The organism is Paenibacillus sp. FSL K6-1558 (genome assembly GCF_038002565.1).
In the GTDB taxonomy this organism is placed as follows: Bacteria; Bacillota; Bacilli; order Paenibacillales; family Paenibacillaceae; genus Paenibacillus; species Paenibacillus polysaccharolyticus.
On the sequence record NZ_JBBOCV010000001.1, the window covers coordinates 1,644,398 to 1,660,160 of the forward strand.

A 15,763-nucleotide genomic window follows, 5' to 3' on the forward strand; every position below is an offset into this window, starting at 1 on the left:
TAGGACAGGACACTATAAAGAATAATTTGTAACACAATTTATTACAATACTTGTACACTTACGATATAGTTCACCCTGAATTATCCTACAATTTATCACATAGACTAGCTATCATTTTACTCAGCTACCCATCATTTAATCGTAGTGGAAGGCGAAAGAGAGCACCTTCTAATGCATAGATCAATAACTTTTTTTGGGATGGTAGATAGATCGGCAAGAAAAGCAGTAAATCTCTGAGCTCTTCCATTTGATATACAAAAGGAATATTGATTCCACTTCTTTTTCACCAAGGCTAACCACTCAAAGGACTACGATAAAAAAAGGGCGCTGCCAGCGTTATGCAGGTAGCGCCCTTTTTACCGATGCTTTCGGATTAGTTATATAGTAATCGCATTCGACATTTTTGTAAATAGTTTCAAATATATCTAGAAACATTTTCCTAGGTCTGATAGACTAATCCTATCTAATACATAGGAGGAAACACCTTGGAAAAGAAACCGATTTATAAGAAGTGGTGGTTCTGGCTCGGAATCATAGTTGTTATCGGATTAATTGGTAATATGGGGGATAAGGAAGCCAAGCCCAATGCGACAGCATCCGAAGTAGCAGCTCAACCTAAAGCTGAAACCGCTTCTACTGAACAAACCGCAGCTGAAGAACAGAAAGCGAAAGACGAAGCTAAGGCCGCAGAATTAGCTAAAAAAGAAGCTGAAGCAAACAAGGTTCCCAGAGAACATAAAGCAGCACTAGAAAAAGCAATCACCTATGCCGAAGTAATGCACATGTCCAAAGCTGGTGTTTACGATCAGTTAACCTCTGACTACGGCGAGAACTTCCCAAAAGAAGCTGCTCAATATGCCATTGATAACATTGATTTCGACTGGAAAGAAGCGGCTTTAAAGAAAGCTCAAACTTATGCTGAGTCAATGAGCATGTCTGATTCCGCCATTTACGATCAACTCGTGTCTGAATATGGTGAGAAGTTCACTAAGGAAGAAGCTAAATACGCAGTAGCTAATTTAAAATAGGATCGGCGGTGCATTGAATGAAATTCCGATTCCGTAAGCCTAGCCTGAAAAGACGCGTGTCAGCTCGTACCAGCATTAAACGTCAAATCATACATCGGTCTGGCCTAAAGATTCCACGTAGGTATGGCTGGCTACGGAATCCAAAACGAGCAGCTTATAACAAGGTATATCGTAAGACGACTTTTGATGTGATTACAATTATAAAGAAGTTATTAAAATAAAAAAAAGGTCCTACAGTCACACTGTGGCTGACAGGACCTTTTTTACGTTCTGAAGGAGGACCCGCTTTGTTAAATAATTTAGAAACTAAAACCAACAAGATATTACTAAATAAGAGACACAGAATTGTTATAAATGGATTAAAATTAATTATGTACATATGCTTTATTGCTTCGGCATATATGTCTATCGGCTTTCCGATAGAAGAGCAAACATTCTATCAAATCTTACCATCTATTATAACAATCACAGCAGCTATACTTGTGTTCTACAATGTTAACAGAACACAGCAGAAAAATTATGAAAATGAGACAAAAAAGTTCAGAAGGGATGCAAGGACCAAGTCTGCTGATGAAATTCTTGATTGTCTCGCCATCTTCAAAACTTGGACATTAGATTTGAGAAGTCAAAAATCAAAAGGGTATTCATCTGAAGCTAGTCTAAACTTAGTACTTGATTTCAAAGAATATTCAACCAAACTCACATCAATTATGTTTAAAAGACAAGAAACCATTGAATATTATGAGTCCTTGTCTGAAAAGATAAACGGACATCAATTGTTGAATGACCTTGAAAAAATGTTAGAAGACATCCAAGACAAATTATTACAACTAAATAAGGATTCTTGGCCCGTCCTTCTTGAAGAATTGACTGATTTTATAAACACAGAAGTAATAAAACATAGGAAGCAAGTAGTCAGTACTTTGTATGGAAATCTTTTTAAGTCTCGTGATCTTTATAATCTAACCTTTTTTAACAAAGTAAAGAATCGTTATTTCGATGGAGAGATAACCTTCTTTTTCGTATGGGCTTTGTCTATAGTCATATTAATTAAATCAATTTTCGATGGCTTCTTCCCTAATCTTTTTATCAAATAAAAATAAGGCCCTACCAGCTAAGTGCTGATAGGGCCTTTTTTATTACCAATCGCTTGGGATTATTTCGGCGTGTCCAGTCTTGCTGTTTTTGTCTTCTGATCCCAATCAATCTTAGCGCCAGGGATGTTTTCTCCCACCGCTCTTAAAGGAATCAGTACAGTTCCGCCGTTAAGTACCGCCCCCTCGATCTCCTTACCGTTGACGATAGCAGTCACGCCATTGTCCGCTTTGCTCGTATTCAATTTCTTGGACAAACCAAGATAAGAAGCGATGCCCTGTACATGACCGTCAATAATTGAATCAATCACACTATCCTGCTTCAAACGATCTGCATCAGCTGCCACAGTGATAAACAGATTCTCCGTCAGCACTGCTGGCATTTTGGATTCACGGACCATATGCAGGTTCTCGGCCTTCATCCCCCGGTCAATGCCGCCCAGTTTCGACATGATCCCCTTGTGCAACGCCTCCTGGAGCTTGACGCTGTTTTGGGATGCAGATGTATACCTGAACGTTTCAAAACCACCCTTGCCCCCTCCTGCATTGCAATGGATTGATACCAAGATATCAGCCCCCGCAGCATTAGCCTTATTCGTCCGCTCTTTCAGTTCCAGAAATACATCAGTGGATCTGGAGAGCAATACCTGTACATCCTGATATGCCGCTTCAAGACATGTCTTTATCCCGAGAGACACCTTCAGAGCGATATCCTTTTCTTGTAGGCCGTTGCCTACCGCTCCCGGGTCCTTGCCTCCGTGGCCTGCATCAATCCAGACTTTAGGCATCTGTATCATCTCCTTTACTTACTTCCGGCAAGCCTGCCAAACTAGTGAGCAAACTAGTGATTATAGATAATATGACCGTACCACCGACTATGCGCCAGTCAACCGCGGAAAATACAGTAGTCGCACCAATTACACCAATAGCAACCTGTGCCCCTGTTTTAATTGCTCGAATACCAGCAGCTTTTAACCATTCTTTTGTCATAACCTACACGCTCCCCATCTCTTCTTTTCGATCCAATCTTTTATGGGCTTGCTTGGCCGATTCCTCAACCCTCGTAACCCGTTCCGCCAAAACATCTACACGCTGCGCCTGAACCCTTTGCTCCAGCCGGATATCGTCCACGCCACGCTTTATGTAATCCACGTCTGCGCGTTGCAACGCATCAGCTCCAGCCTCTTGGATAAGGTCTTGTCTCACAGACCGGGTACGACTTGTCCACCCTAAAATAATTCCGCTAACTGCTGCGACAATGCTGACCAGTACCGTCCATTCCATCCCGTTCCCCCGTCTCTTTGTAATGAAAAAAGCCCTCTGACCACTCCAGAGGGCATAAAAATAGCGCTCCGATTTCGGAACGCGTGTTACTGCTCGATCATGAATTCAACGCCACTTTCAATCAAGATTTCATTAACTTGTCCACGCAATGATTCAGGAACAGCTTTATACTCTGTCTTACCCAGAATGATACGTTGTGCAAAAAACATAGCTACCATGGTTTCACCCCCTTCCAGTCTCAGTAATAGCCAGAATAGAATGCGCCGGATCATTTGTATATCTCCAGAGCCATTTCTGCAATGACTTCATCAGTGAACTCCGCTCGATCAGATAGGGCTTTGTTCTGGGCTTTCAGGAGTGTGCTTTCTTGTTTCAATAGTTCAAACTCTTCTTCTGGCACGGTAATATACGTCTTTATGACAGGCCGTTCCGTTCCAAAAATAAGGAAGTTTCCTTCCGTTATATTTTGTTCTTCAATCAGTAAGAGGTCGCTGTTTTCCTCTATAATACGGCTCCGATCTTCTTCCGTCTCGTACTGGAATTTACGCAACACACTAAACCCTCCTATCTAAATTGAGATGTCAAATCGGTGATAAAAATTGACATGTTACTGTAGTATAGTGCCCGGTAACTTGAATTACTCGTCCAAATGTATAATTGTAGTATTTCGCCAGCATTGATAGCAATGTCTTCTGTAAAGTAAGTTACTGTCTCATTAAAAGTGCTTCTTTGAATACCCCTAGCAGCACCGTTAACATACAATTGACCGTAAGCATAGTTAAAACCTTGTACATCTGCTCGAATACCGTAACTCACTCGATAAGTTCCCCCAGTATTCATTGTTATCTCCCTAACTAAGACTGGAGCTGTGTTGTAAGTTGATGGTATAGATGAGGAAGGGTCATAAGCAATTCGTGTAGATCCTGGAGAAACTCCCGCAGCTAAGGTTCCTGTAACTCCTAAGACATTCTTTCCCGCTCTAATATTAGCTGAAAGCAAGTCGGGAGTAAGAGCGAATACCCACGATAATCCATCAAAGTACCCTAAAGGTGGCTTGAAAAAGGCTCGGTCCCCTTGCCACACTTCAGTACTAAGTGCTTGATGATGAGTTCCCCCGCTGCGGTTAGGCATAGTTCCTACTATATTGCTTCCAGTACTATTACTGAAAGGGACTCCCGATAGTACTTGTGCTGGAGTCGCATTACCTGTAGCTCTTATAACTGCTGAAATTTTGTTAATTAGTTGTGTCCATGACTCACTTGTGGATGCCGATACACCTATGGAGTTGAGAGCGGCAACCACGTTGTTTTTTTGCTCAACTCCAAGCAGCTTTGCCGCAAGTGCCTCGTCGTAGGCCGTTTTTACCGCTTTCGGCGTAGCAGCACGGTCTTCCGACGTGCTGTTCGTAGCGCTCGACAATTGCGTTTTACCTTTTACCGTGAGGGAAGCGTCTGGGATGTCTGCGTTTTGTACATCCTCCTGTAACTGTTGTATATCCGCTTGGATTGTATCCAGTTCAGCATCAACGTAACTCTTTTCTGCCGCCTTCTCCTGAAGCTCTTTCAGAGCCAAATAGCTCCAATTTAAATGCCAGTTGAACCATTGCGCTGGCGGCCTAACTCCTGGCTGAAATCCTGTTTGTTTCTGTGTTTCTGATGGTTCTACACCTGTAGCGTTCCACTCCGGCAGTTTTTGTGTAAATGCCACAACGTGGCCTCCTTTCTAAATCGGTAGATCTGTATTGGTGCCTGCCTGATAGACGGCGCCAAGAGTTCCGCCAACACTTTCGTCATTAACATCTCCGAACCCCGTAGCTGGATCAACCGTCTCTGGCAAACCACCGAATTCAAACGTTCCTTGTAGTTCAACACTTTGTACGCTTATCCCAGCTCCCACGGTTTTCTGGATGATCTGAACGAACTGGTTCAACTCAATCCCGGATGCCGCCAATTTATCAAGCGGTAACCGCATAAGGGATATTGCAGCCGGTTCAGGCTCCAGAGGATCGTTAAATTTGGCGGTGATTTTGATATCCGAATAATCCGCCCCTACAGCCAGGGCTATCACTCGGATAATCGTGTTAACGTCCCCTTTGCTCAGGTTTCTGGCGATTTTGGACTTGATTAATATTCGGTAAACATCGTCAGACGCTGCACCGCGCTTCTGGCCTACGTTAGCCCCGATCTGGTCCAGGGTAGTACCCTTCGCCTCGTCGATGTCACGCCAACGTTCTATCTTTTCAAAACCCTCTTTGACTTCGCTAATAGATTCGCTTATGATTCGGAGCAACTTACCAATATTGCTATTTGGATTTTTTGCGTAAACGTCCGTCAACTTCCGGATAAGATCAGTTGGTGAAATCATTGACTGTCACCTCGATCCAATCAGCATTCGTTTGTGCAACCTCCCACACGCTAACAGGGATGTTCGCAGCACTGTAGGCCGCCCCGTCCTCCGAAAGCTCAATAGACACGTCCTCCACCCCTGTAATCTTGTAAATGGTCGATACCAATCGCATCATAATAACGTCATCATCCATACTCAGGCCAGCGTATACGGTACCGTCTGAGTCTGTCCCGCCAATGTGTTGCACCAATGCCGAAACAAGCTGCGAAGAGCCATCAGCGGGGAATGCCGCTGTTTTATAGATTGTCGCTTTGATGTGAATCGGCACGACCACAGCACGGGAAAAACCGACTGGATGTTCGTTACCGGATAAATCCTTAACAGGAACTACCGTTTCCCCATACGCCTCTATTCCAGCGGTACCGACTGAAAATATCGCCGCCGCTATATCTGCGTCCGCTCCGCCCAAGACATAAGTTTCATAGGACTTCGGCGGCCTGCCTGACGCATCTATTTGCATAGTGCTATTAATCATCACAGCGGAAGCTCGAACGCCTGGAACACGCAACACCGCTCCACGAATACTATCCCCTGTAGCTGATCCACCACCAGCAACGGATAGACCAAACAATTCCCTAAATTCGGGGTCAGTTTGTTTCGCCCTTCCCCCGGATGTAGCAGCCACATTAGTAACTGCGGTAACGTCTGGATTGGGGTTTACGATTACACTAATTAGCCCAGCCGCCACATTCCCGGTTATGCCCGACTCCATGGCCTCGACCCGGACTATGGCTTTGCCTGCAACATCGAAAACTGCTGGTTCCAGCGTCTCGAACTGTACATCTCCTTGAGTGGAGACAAGGAACCCGGAATCTTGCGTGTATCCAGGCGTACCCGTCAGAGTGACAGAGCCAGTTGCGTATTGGTCCAATATCCTCGTAACACCAACATAAGGCCCTAGCCTGTCCAAGCTCACACCTTCGGCGGTATTAACATATCCGCTGTAATACACCTTCTCAGCCACGCCCCACACGATAGCTAAAAACCAAGCGGCAATCCGTAGAATGATACCCAAAGGAGATTTTTCGGAAGTGTTAACATCGTCGCCCCAGGCTTCTTTCGCTTTGTCTTCCATTTCATCGAATAGGTCCGCAAACCGTTTCCGTTTAAACCCCGTTTCATCCAACACCGATACTCACCCCCTCCCCCTGAACTGTCTCACCATCCACGCCAATAGCCACGAACGAAACGTTCATGGTACGGGCCTGTCGATTAATTTCAAAGGTGGCGTTCTCTACACTCTCAATCCGTTCATCCGTTAATAACGCTCGGGTTAATTCATCCCTAGCCGCCTCTTCGTGAAAGTCCTTGCCGAGAAACAGGTCAAAATCTATACCGATTTCTGGATTCAGGAACCATTCTCCAGTCCTGGTCCCGAGTGTGATCGCACAGCATTGCGCCACTTCCTCTGTGCCATCAACAAGAAGAAGTTCGCCATTTTCAAACTGGATGTCGCCATCTATTAATTTAAGAGACTGCACGGAAACACCCCCACAATAACAGCGTCATTACGGTCATGTGCTCGTGTTGTATCCGGCTTGGCTACTGCGCCAGTTAATGTGTTTCGGATCTCTCCGTCTGCAAAAGAAACAAACACAATGTCACCAGAAGCCAAGTCGGGCTTGCACACCTTCTTAGCACCGTCAATATTAAGTTTTTGCCCGAGAGCTTGCACACCCAGGATCATGGCCGGATCGTCGTCTCCTGTTTTGATCAAGGGTTGAACATCTGCCGTACACGTCACCTCGTTAAAGGTAATCACTTTACATGGAAGGCCCACATGGATATCGGTCATAGCTTTTTCAACCAAAGACTGCAACAATTTAGCCATCGCCGCAGCCGGATCAGTTTTGCTCACATGATCGCCTCCATATCTGTCTTGAAATCCCCGGTACGGGTGAATGTATGTGATCCGCTCCGAACGTATAGACGGCCAGTCCATGCCCGGCTTTTCAAATCAATTGCCGAAGCGGTGGTAATGCGATACTGAAGTTGAGAGGAAAGGTTGTATCCTTTAACCCCACTCTGCTCAAAAGGCGCTGGTGAACCAATCAATCCGGTATCTGAATTGAGAGCAAACCGATTGTCAGCACCTCGTCGCAGGCTACGAACATACAATTTGCCTTTATTGATGTAGCAGCTCGTGGCACAATCTTTGCATACCTTCGATATGATCTCAGTAACAGCGCCCTTAGCGCTGTATCCATCCTGATACCTGTAATCCTGATTTAAATCCATTTGAGCAATCGGCAACCCGATATAGACCGCCATTTGTTTGATAATCTGGCTACCCAATGTGCCCTTTGCAAAAGCAATCTCTTTAACTTGGCGCTTGGACAAGTCGTACCCGTCCAACACTTTGATCGTAGTGATTTTATCCACACCTGACCAAGCCGTAGAAACATGGGATACGTAGCCGTGTAGAATCACCCCAACGTCTCCCTTGTACCCGGCATTGATCATCAAAACCTTATTCGTTTTGATATTGTTCAAAGTCTTATCAGACAGGTTCCATATCTTAATTTCAGCCTCGTTCGGCAATGGGTCATTGTCAAATGTCACAACGCCTTCAATGTTGTAATCGGACATTGAAAACTTCATTCCTTCCGTCATGACTTCCAGTACACGACCAAAGTTTTTATTCATCGTCTTCACCTTCAGTGTCAATCAGATACAAAAAGACGCTCTCAGAGAGCGTCCGCCAGTTTACTACTGATTCAGTTTCTGATTGGTCGTATGGAACGATTGGAACCCGTGGAAACCTGTTGTCCATGATGTCATAGAACAAGGTTGTACCGTACACCAGTTTTTCGCCAGTTACAAGGACTTCATCATCTTTTTCCAAGTCCACCGTGAAGTAATCATACTGCTCGTTGTACTGGACCTCGAAAGTGAATACTTCGTCTTCAAGCGATATATCAAACCGATAGGGAATCAATTCTTTTTCAATGTCGATGTATTCCATAGGCCCTCCCTACGTTGTTGCCCAAGGGCTACCAGGCTTAAATTTAACCTTTTGCACTGGCTCTTTTTCCTTTTTACCCTTCTTGCCTTTCTTTGCTTTCTTGCTGTCCTTTTTCTTACTGCCGCTTGAACCCTTTCCTTTCTTGCCCTTTTCTTTGGTCTGTTTGGTACCTGAATTAACAATTTTGACGGTTTGAGCTTTGATTGGTGTTGGCAGCTTATCAACATAGGAAGAAGAGGCAACCCGAACCTCAGTGATTGTGAAGGACACGGTGTATCCATTTGCGATTTTGTATGAATGCCCTGTTGCCAATCCGGAAATGATCCCGGTGAAAGCGGTACGCCCGACATACTTAACAATTATCCCTTTATCAGATACCTTTTTGAGATACGTAAGCATGGCACCCGCTCCCGGTCCAGATACTTGCCCGGTTATGCCCATCGTTCGTGCCTTACGCTGCACATGATCGGTCATGTCGCTGTCTTTCTCCACTGGCTGTGAGGTAATATCAACATCGAAAGTAGGATTTTCCTGCTCAACCAGTAGGTACTTACCATCAATTAATGCCACTATACACCCTCCATTCCTGGAGCCTGCAAGCCCATCCGCCGAAGAGTCTCTTCCAGTATCTCTTGTACTTGACGTTTGACTTCAGCGCCAACATCTGATGCTACGCTAGCTGAAGCGCCGTCTGCTCTCAGATCAATTTTGATGTCAAAGTTAAAGGAACCACTCGGAACACCGCTTGCTGTAACGGATCGCGCCGGGGCAAGACTCTTAGCCGGAGACAACCCGGCCTTTTTATTTGTGTTAGGAACAATCTCGTCGGTAACTTCTGCCGAAGCTTCAGAAACGCGGTTTTGAGTACCTTCAATACCACGGGCTAAGCCTTCACCAGTGAAGAAACCAACTTCCATCATGACACGTGACGGCGAGTGAATACCCAATATGCCCTTGATCTTGTCAGTGATGCTATTACCAATGTCTTTGACTTTATCGACCACGGCGTTCGCCATACTTCCAATACCGTTTACCATGCCTTCGATGATGTTTTTACCGATATCAAACAGATTGATCCCCGACAGGAATCCTGTGATCTTATCCCAAATGGACTTGATACTGTCCCAAATTGCTGTTGCCTTTGTCTTAACCGCAGACACCAATCCTGTGAACATGTTTTTGATGAAATTCCCAATCGCTTGGAAAACTGAAATGGTTCCAGCTTTCAGCGCCTGCCATCTCTCAGTCAGCCAGCCACTAATAGCACCCCAGTTTTTAAAAATGACAATGGCTGCAATAATAACAGCAATAATTGCTGCAACAATCCAGGTGATTGGGTTAGCCCAAAAAGCTGAATTCAGTGCCCATTGTGCCGCTGTAAATGCCCATGTGGCTACAGTTGATATACCCATGGCGACTTTTTGCGCCGTCCATGCTACCGTTGTCGCTGTGATAGATGCTACAGCAAGCCAACCTTGTATAACGTAACGGGCAATAGCACCGATCATTTGACCAGTCATTATCGCAGCATTAGCCGCAATCTGGATTTTCGACAATAAAAAAGCGGCTGTAAGCCTTCCGACCGCTATCACACCTTGAAATCCTGTCCGGATAAGCGCTGGCAAGAATAGACCTGTGATGATGGATGCCACTGTAATAATAGTTCCTTTGTTATCTTCAATTGCGCTCGTGAATTCTTGGAATGCCGTTACCCCTTGATCCTTAAATTCCAGAATTTTGGGTAAAAATTCGTTGAACTTGTCATAAACGAACGAAACAGCATTACCTACCCAATCCAATGCTGCGCCTAAACCATCACCTATCGCGTTACCAACGGCTTCTATTTGTGGCTTATGATCCGCCATCCATTGACCAAATTGATTAAAGTAAGGCAGTAACTTTTGACCAATCGGTATCAGTATGCCTGTCTCAATTTGCCTGCCGAACATTCGGAAGGCTTCTCCTGGCTTATTAAACTTGATTCTATTCAGTTCATCCAGCGCATCACCAGTGGAATTGAATTGACTTGTGGCTCGCCCCATCCCCGCGACAACTGTTGCTTCTAAATCTTCAAACTGTGTCCCTAAGAGAGCGACGCCGATCTGGTTTTTCAAAACAGGGTCTTCTACATCCGTTATCATTTGTAGAATTTGAGAGAATGCCGCTTTAGCCTGCGGCCCACCATTGGCAAAGGTGTGCATCATCGTATCTGCATTTAGCCCCAACATCTCGAAAGCCTCAACTGATGCCTTACTGCCGTCCTTGGATCTGATGTTGAACTCTTTTACGGCATCTCCGACTTTGTCCAACTGAAAAACACCCTCAGCAGATCCAGCCGCAAACACATCAAACATTTCCTCTGCCGAAAATCCGAGAGACTTAAACTGGTTAGCATATTCATTCGCGCTGTCCATGAGTTCATCAGACTTGTTCAAACCCTTTTGGGTTCCTTGCGCTATCAAATCGTATGCCTGTTCAGAGGTTATACCGAATTGCCGCATCATCGTGTCCACTGACTTGATGGACTCGTTTATCTCATACCCGAATGCATCTCGTAACAGTAACGCACTCTGAGTAGTTGATTCCAATTCGCTGCCAGTCTGTCCGGTTACTTGTTGAACAGCTGAAATCGCGCTACCTAGGTCGTTCCAGTCCTCGCCAAAGTTCTGGCTATACAGATTTTTAGCTGCCTCTCGGGTTGCCTCCATTTGTTCAGCCGCTGCCCCTGTCGCCTGCTGCACATCGGACATTGCGCTTTCAAACTGTGAAGATGCAGCAATGCCTGCAACTCCAAGCCCAGCCATAGCCGTCACGCCAGCAGCGCCTAAACCTATTACGCCTTTCGTTAAGGTGGAGATTTTCTTGTTACCTTCGTCTAAGCCCTTGGTATTCAGCTTAAAACCAACGGCAAACATGAGGTTGCCAATAATGCCGCCTGCCACCTCAAATCACCCCATTTAAAAGCAAAAAGCGCCCCAACGGGACGCTATTTCTTCTTTTTATTCTGTTTTTCCATGTGCTCATTGTGAATATCAAGAGCGGCGTTGGCTTCCAGCAAATCATCCTCATCCATTATATATAAATCACTATACGTTATGGACATGTCAGACAGGAGCAAACGCCATTGAAGCCAGTTCCTAGTCGCCCTCTCTTTCGCTTCCTTTTTCGTTATCATTTTCATCACCCTTACCAGTAATAAAAGCATACGCATTATTGATTACTGCGCTATATTCCTCGTAATCGGTAAAATCATCAATAGTCACTTTTGGCGTGACCACAACATGTTTTAACATTAGCTCCGCCAATCGTTCCTCTGAAACAACGCCAAATTTATTTTTTGATTGATCGTTAATTTTTGAAATCATCCGTACACCCGGATGTTGGAAAACATATTCCGTTCCATTTTCACTTTTGAAGTCCTTTTGTTTGAAAATACCTGCCATGATAAATCATCCTTTTCTATTTATATTTTAGTCGAACTGCGCATCTACAAGTTGCAATTCGAATTCCCTGTCTTCAAGCTCCGTGCCGTATGTTCTAGTTGGTTGCTTTTTAATGTAAGCCTCTGTTGCCGTGATGTTTTCACCCATACCTGCATCAATTAATGAAAATGGGAATGACTCCCCCGTATTCGCCAAATTGTTCATAAATTTCAATTGTGGACTGCTTCCCAGAAGCGTGATTGTGGCCGTGGATAATGGGTTGTTTATTTTGTTACGTTGAACGTCTCCCTGCGCTCCGACTTTGGTTTCAAAGTTCTCTTCGTCCTTCTCAATCTCTACCATGTCCTCACTGAATCCAGTTAAGTACACGCCTTTGATGGTCACGGTAATGTCCTTTGGATCATACGTCTTCATCTGCTATACCTCCTTACTTGCGGATAACCCCGCGAATTGTTGTTTCATGGATCGCACCCGCCAGTTCAAACCAAAATTCGCCTCCGTTATATTTCCGTTGGGCGCGGTCCGCAGGATCGACTTCAGAACGTCTTTTGAAGTTCGTCCCATAAAGTGGCAATCCATCATTATCTTGTGCAATCATTTTCTGTTGGAACGCTTGCCGCAGTACGTTACGAGTAACGCTCTCCAGTTGCGCAATTCCCGTATTATCAAAGCTCACTTTGTCAGAGTCAGCAAACAAGATTTGAATCGCGTATTCAATATTGAATCTGATGTAATCCTTTGAATGAATGACATCAATCCATTCTCCAGATAACGTCTTTCCTTCAGAGGTCTGGTTTCGCCCGGCCTTCGTGACGTAGGTAATGGCTCCGGCTGTATGAATTTCATTCAAATTGGTGTTTGTAATGTCCAAAGGTTCAATCCCTTGGAGATACATAAATTTCCACGTCACAGAGCCAACCGGAGCCGACCCGACACGTCCAATCAAAGCCGCTTCAGGATAATTAGTGATGGTTGTATGATAGAAAACTGTTGTCCGGCTGTATCCCTTTGCCTTCAGCGCCGACACCACCGCCAAATCACTTGCTCTTGTGAAGTATTCCCGTGTGTCGTCTGCTTCGATTGCTGCCGCAAATTCATCAACATCGGACTGCGTTGTTGTGGTGGTAATGAGAAAGTACCAATCCTCTTTCAACAAGCGTTCCAACACATCCGATACTGTCTCAGGCTCTGTCCCGGTTTTCTGCCGGGCAATTGCAATCTCTGCCGGTGCATAATCGCCCTGTGCCCAAATTGCCGCAGCTGCCTTATATTCTTCTGTTGTCTCGCCATAATCCGCCTTCACAGTAGCTAAATCCAAGTATGTTTTATACGGTTTAGCCGTTGCTGCACTCCCCAAGATCAAAGGTTTACCAAAACCAAGCCTTGGCGTTGGCGTTTCAATCTGGATAATTACATTTACGTCCTTAGCCAATTGGCTCAACTCCTTCCACGTTCACCGATTCAATCGGCGTGTAATCTTCTTCGATCACGTTTTTAGTTCGTAATTCAATTTCAAAAGCGTTTCGCCGCTCCCATTCTGTACCAATCTGTACATCATTTTTCACAGATTCACCAACGGTCACGACAACTGTGTTGACTTCGTCCTTCAAGAGCCTGTGACCGGACGTAAGAAGCCAATCCCTCGCCCGATTCGCCAACACGACAGCTCCCAACCGATCATGGGCATAGCTTTGAAACGTCACGCTTAGCGTCACATCTCCTGTATGCACCATTTTGTTGTCTTCAAGGGTTACGGCCATGTGACCACGCACACCGCTTTCATCAGAAAAGTCATATGACATGAACGGAACTGGTGGAACCTTGTTCACTCCGTCAATCTCAATGACTCGCACGCCGATAGCCGCCGACAATCCTTCGATCATGATTTTTCGGATCGCCTCAAACTGGATCATGTGTACTCACCCGCTTTAAACGGTACTCGTTGACATTGCTGTACTGATTCCAGTCACTATCAGACTCAACCGTGTACTGTTTACCTTCATGCTCCACGACATCCCCCGAATCATGTCGATACGTAGTCAATAACAGCCTGTCGTCCACTGTGTAACGTCCTCCATCCGTTTGGGTGAGTTTATCCCCTAAAGGTTGTATCGACCCTCTCAGGGCGATTCTCTCGGTTTCGGGAGGTCGATAGACGCCAACCGAGTCCCAATCTCCCTCGCCCTCACGGATTAGGGTGTATGGACGCTCATATTTGCTTAGGATTCGAGCTTGATCAAATCGCATGGTTACCCCCCTTTATTCCGCACGCGGAACACGATAGATTCTCGCAAATCCATATCAGACTGCAATAGACGATTCCCTTTTTTGACACGAGCATAAATTACAGATAGTCCAGGTTGTTTGATTCGGTCAAAGTTCTTAACCACACGTTGTTGCCCGACTTGTCCAATCTCTTGTAAGAGAGACTCAACCGACTTGTTTCCAAGTGCGATTTCATTTACTCCGGCTCGGACAAGCTTGCTAATGGCGGCCTGCGCCTTCTTTTTACCGGAGCCGATAAAGGAACGCGCCGGAATATTCATCTTGGCTGAACCAAATTCGTGAACTGCTGCAATCATAGCCAGTTCCGCATTCCCCTCAACCCCTATGACAACCTCTTTATCTATCAATGGACGTACACGGTTAACCATTACAGATAAGTCCATATCTCCGGTATACGTGACGTTTGCTCGTCTTGCACGGGCCATTCAATCACCTCACAACTGAATAAGAGCCTTGACTGCACCCGGCAGGCTTCGGCCCTCATCTTTGTATGTTACGGATATGTTACCTACCCTCTCGCTCGTGACGCCTTGCTCTCTCATGAGAGTTTGGGCAAGCAATACACAGGCGAGTTCGTATTTTTGTGGCAACGTGGACGCCGGAGCCTCCATGTCGTCGCTTGGAAGGATATAACCCGCCAAATATTCCACCTCAACCAAACGTGCGCCACAAGGCCATCCAGAGCGTTTAAATAACATACCGTTTTCAGACTCAATCTTAAAAGAGTCCGCTTGCTGAACTTTATCGCTAATGCTCAGTTTGGATACCGAGTGAATGGGGAAGTTGCGAAGCCGGAGGAACTGCGTTCCAGGACCGTCCAATGTCTGTTGGTATGTCTTGTATTCAAAGCTTCGATTACATTCCCGTTCAATCCACTCTGATGCCGCCGACAAAGCCGATATCAGGTACAAGTCCTGTGAAGTGTCGTCCGCAGGAATGGACAACATTCCTTTAGCTCTTTGGAGTGTCGTCAGCATTAGGAGCACCGCCTGCTGTATCATCTTGTGTCTTGGAATCTTGTTTGCCCGAATCAGCCGTTTTGGATTGTTTAGGTATCGCTTGCCCTTCATCATCCTCGGCAATAACTCCCGCAGCCCTCAGGACGTTCGCTCGCTTCTGATCAGCGGCATACAGTGACCCAGTTTCAATCAACTCTTCTGTTTCTTTATCGTTAAATGCAGAAATTACCTTGTAATTCAAAACTTCGTCTTTGGCCATCTTTCTCCGTCCTCCTATCAGGCCTGGAATGTCCAGGCC

Annotated in this window: 24 protein-coding genes; 2 read left to right on the top strand and 22 right to left on the bottom strand. The window is 45.4% G+C overall.

Annotated features, from left to right (window positions below; genetic code table 11):
- The first annotated feature begins 485 nt into the window (after positions 1-485).
- Together MHI38_RS06945 and MHI38_RS06955 are read left to right on the top strand one after the other, a co-directional pair.
- Complete coding sequence (locus MHI38_RS06945; protein ID WP_341181069.1) at positions 486-1,028, top strand: Ltp family lipoprotein; 543 nt, start codon at positions 486-488, stop codon at positions 1,026-1,028.
- 287 nt (positions 1,029-1,315) lie between these two features.
- Complete coding sequence (locus tag MHI38_RS06955) at positions 1,316-2,125, top strand: hypothetical protein (RefSeq protein WP_341181071.1); 810 nt, start codon at positions 1,316-1,318, stop codon at positions 2,123-2,125.
- A gap of 59 nt (positions 2,126-2,184) precedes the next feature.
- Here the strand turns inward: MHI38_RS06955 and MHI38_RS06960 are convergent, their stop codons facing one another.
- The 22 genes from MHI38_RS06960 to MHI38_RS07065 form a co-directional block, all read right to left on the bottom strand.
- Positions 2,185-2,910 carry an N-acetylmuramoyl-L-alanine amidase gene (locus tag MHI38_RS06960; RefSeq protein ID WP_341181072.1) on the bottom strand — a complete coding sequence of 242 codons (726 nt, stop codon included), beginning with the start codon at positions 2,908-2,910 and terminating at the stop codon, positions 2,185-2,187.
- On the bottom strand, positions 2,903-3,112 hold the full coding sequence (locus MHI38_RS06965) for a holin (protein ID WP_341181073.1): 210 nt from the start codon (positions 3,110-3,112) through the stop codon (positions 2,903-2,905). The genes MHI38_RS06960 and MHI38_RS06965 overlap by 8 nt, the downstream gene beginning before the upstream one ends.
- A 3-nt stretch (positions 3,113-3,115) precedes the next feature.
- Positions 3,116-3,406 (bottom strand): hypothetical protein, encoded by a 291-nt coding sequence (locus MHI38_RS06970; RefSeq protein ID WP_341181074.1) that lies wholly within the window; start codon positions 3,404-3,406, stop codon positions 3,116-3,118.
- A gap of 86 nt (positions 3,407-3,492) precedes the next feature.
- Positions 3,493-3,624: a hypothetical protein gene (locus tag MHI38_RS06975; protein ID WP_308722517.1), complete on the bottom strand. Its 132-nt coding sequence runs from the start codon at positions 3,622-3,624 to the stop codon at positions 3,493-3,495.
- A gap of 50 nt (positions 3,625-3,674) precedes the next feature.
- On the bottom strand, positions 3,675-3,959 hold the full coding sequence (locus MHI38_RS06980) for a hypothetical protein (protein WP_341181075.1): 285 nt from the start codon (positions 3,957-3,959) through the stop codon (positions 3,675-3,677).
- An 11-nt stretch (positions 3,960-3,970) separates the two neighbouring features.
- Entirely contained in the window at positions 3,971-5,113 is a 1,143-nt protein-coding gene (locus tag MHI38_RS06985; RefSeq protein ID WP_341181076.1) for a phage tail protein, read from the bottom strand.
- 15 nt (positions 5,114-5,128) lie between these two features.
- A complete protein-coding gene (locus tag MHI38_RS06990) occupies positions 5,129-5,770 on the bottom strand; it encodes a hypothetical protein (RefSeq protein WP_341181077.1) in 642 nt (213 codons plus the stop codon).
- On the bottom strand, positions 5,754-6,941 hold the full coding sequence (locus tag MHI38_RS06995; RefSeq protein ID WP_341181078.1) for a baseplate J/gp47 family protein: 1,188 nt from the start codon (positions 6,939-6,941) through the stop codon (positions 5,754-5,756). Before MHI38_RS06995 ends, MHI38_RS06990 begins: the two co-directional genes overlap by 17 nt.
- Entirely contained in the window at positions 6,931-7,293 is a 363-nt protein-coding gene (locus tag MHI38_RS07000; protein WP_341181079.1) for a DUF2634 domain-containing protein, read from the bottom strand. Before MHI38_RS07000 ends, MHI38_RS06995 begins: the two co-directional genes overlap by 11 nt.
- Complete coding sequence (locus tag MHI38_RS07005; protein WP_341181080.1) at positions 7,275-7,670, bottom strand: Gp138 family membrane-puncturing spike protein; 396 nt, start codon at positions 7,668-7,670, stop codon at positions 7,275-7,277. Before MHI38_RS07005 ends, MHI38_RS07000 begins: the two co-directional genes overlap by 19 nt.
- A complete protein-coding gene (locus MHI38_RS07010) occupies positions 7,667-8,458 on the bottom strand; it encodes a phage protein (RefSeq protein WP_341181081.1) in 792 nt (263 codons plus the stop codon). The genes MHI38_RS07005 and MHI38_RS07010 overlap by 4 nt, the downstream gene beginning before the upstream one ends.
- Complete coding sequence (locus tag MHI38_RS07015; protein ID WP_341181082.1) at positions 8,451-8,777, bottom strand: phage baseplate plug family protein; 327 nt, start codon at positions 8,775-8,777, stop codon at positions 8,451-8,453. The genes MHI38_RS07010 and MHI38_RS07015 overlap by 8 nt, the downstream gene beginning before the upstream one ends.
- Positions 8,778-8,786: 9 nt before the next feature.
- Positions 8,787-9,347 (bottom strand): phage baseplate protein, encoded by a 561-nt coding sequence (locus MHI38_RS07020; RefSeq protein WP_341181083.1) that lies wholly within the window; start codon positions 9,345-9,347, stop codon positions 8,787-8,789.
- Entirely contained in the window at positions 9,347-11,719 is a 2,373-nt protein-coding gene (locus MHI38_RS07025; protein ID WP_341181084.1) for a phage tail tape measure protein, read from the bottom strand. Before MHI38_RS07025 ends, MHI38_RS07020 begins: the two co-directional genes overlap by 1 nt.
- A gap of 195 nt (positions 11,720-11,914) precedes the next feature.
- Positions 11,915-12,220 carry a hypothetical protein gene (locus tag MHI38_RS07030; protein WP_341181085.1) on the bottom strand — a complete coding sequence of 102 codons (306 nt, stop codon included), beginning with the start codon at positions 12,218-12,220 and terminating at the stop codon, positions 11,915-11,917.
- 27 nt (positions 12,221-12,247) lie between these two features.
- Positions 12,248-12,634: a phage structural protein gene (locus MHI38_RS07035; RefSeq protein WP_341181086.1), complete on the bottom strand. Its 387-nt coding sequence runs from the start codon at positions 12,632-12,634 to the stop codon at positions 12,248-12,250.
- Between the two features lie 13 nt (positions 12,635-12,647).
- Positions 12,648-13,652 carry a DUF3383 family protein gene (locus MHI38_RS07040; RefSeq protein WP_341181087.1) on the bottom strand — a complete coding sequence of 335 codons (1,005 nt, stop codon included), beginning with the start codon at positions 13,650-13,652 and terminating at the stop codon, positions 12,648-12,650.
- Positions 13,645-14,133, bottom strand: a complete 489-nt coding sequence (locus MHI38_RS07045; RefSeq protein ID WP_341181088.1) for a phage neck terminator protein — start codon at positions 14,131-14,133, stop codon at positions 13,645-13,647. Before MHI38_RS07045 ends, MHI38_RS07040 begins: the two co-directional genes overlap by 8 nt.
- On the bottom strand, positions 14,120-14,467 hold the full coding sequence (locus MHI38_RS07050) for a hypothetical protein (protein ID WP_341181089.1): 348 nt from the start codon (positions 14,465-14,467) through the stop codon (positions 14,120-14,122). The genes MHI38_RS07045 and MHI38_RS07050 overlap by 14 nt, the downstream gene beginning before the upstream one ends.
- Before the next feature lie 2 nt (positions 14,468-14,469).
- Positions 14,470-14,931 (bottom strand): hypothetical protein, encoded by a 462-nt coding sequence (locus MHI38_RS07055; RefSeq protein WP_341181090.1) that lies wholly within the window; start codon positions 14,929-14,931, stop codon positions 14,470-14,472.
- Positions 14,932-14,940: 9 nt separating this feature from the next.
- Complete coding sequence (locus tag MHI38_RS07060) at positions 14,941-15,483, bottom strand: phage head-tail connector protein (RefSeq protein WP_341181091.1); 543 nt, start codon at positions 15,481-15,483, stop codon at positions 14,941-14,943.
- On the bottom strand, positions 15,458-15,724 hold the full coding sequence (locus MHI38_RS07065; protein ID WP_341181092.1) for a hypothetical protein: 267 nt from the start codon (positions 15,722-15,724) through the stop codon (positions 15,458-15,460). The genes MHI38_RS07060 and MHI38_RS07065 overlap by 26 nt, the downstream gene beginning before the upstream one ends.
- Positions 15,725-15,763 lie beyond the last annotated feature (39 nt).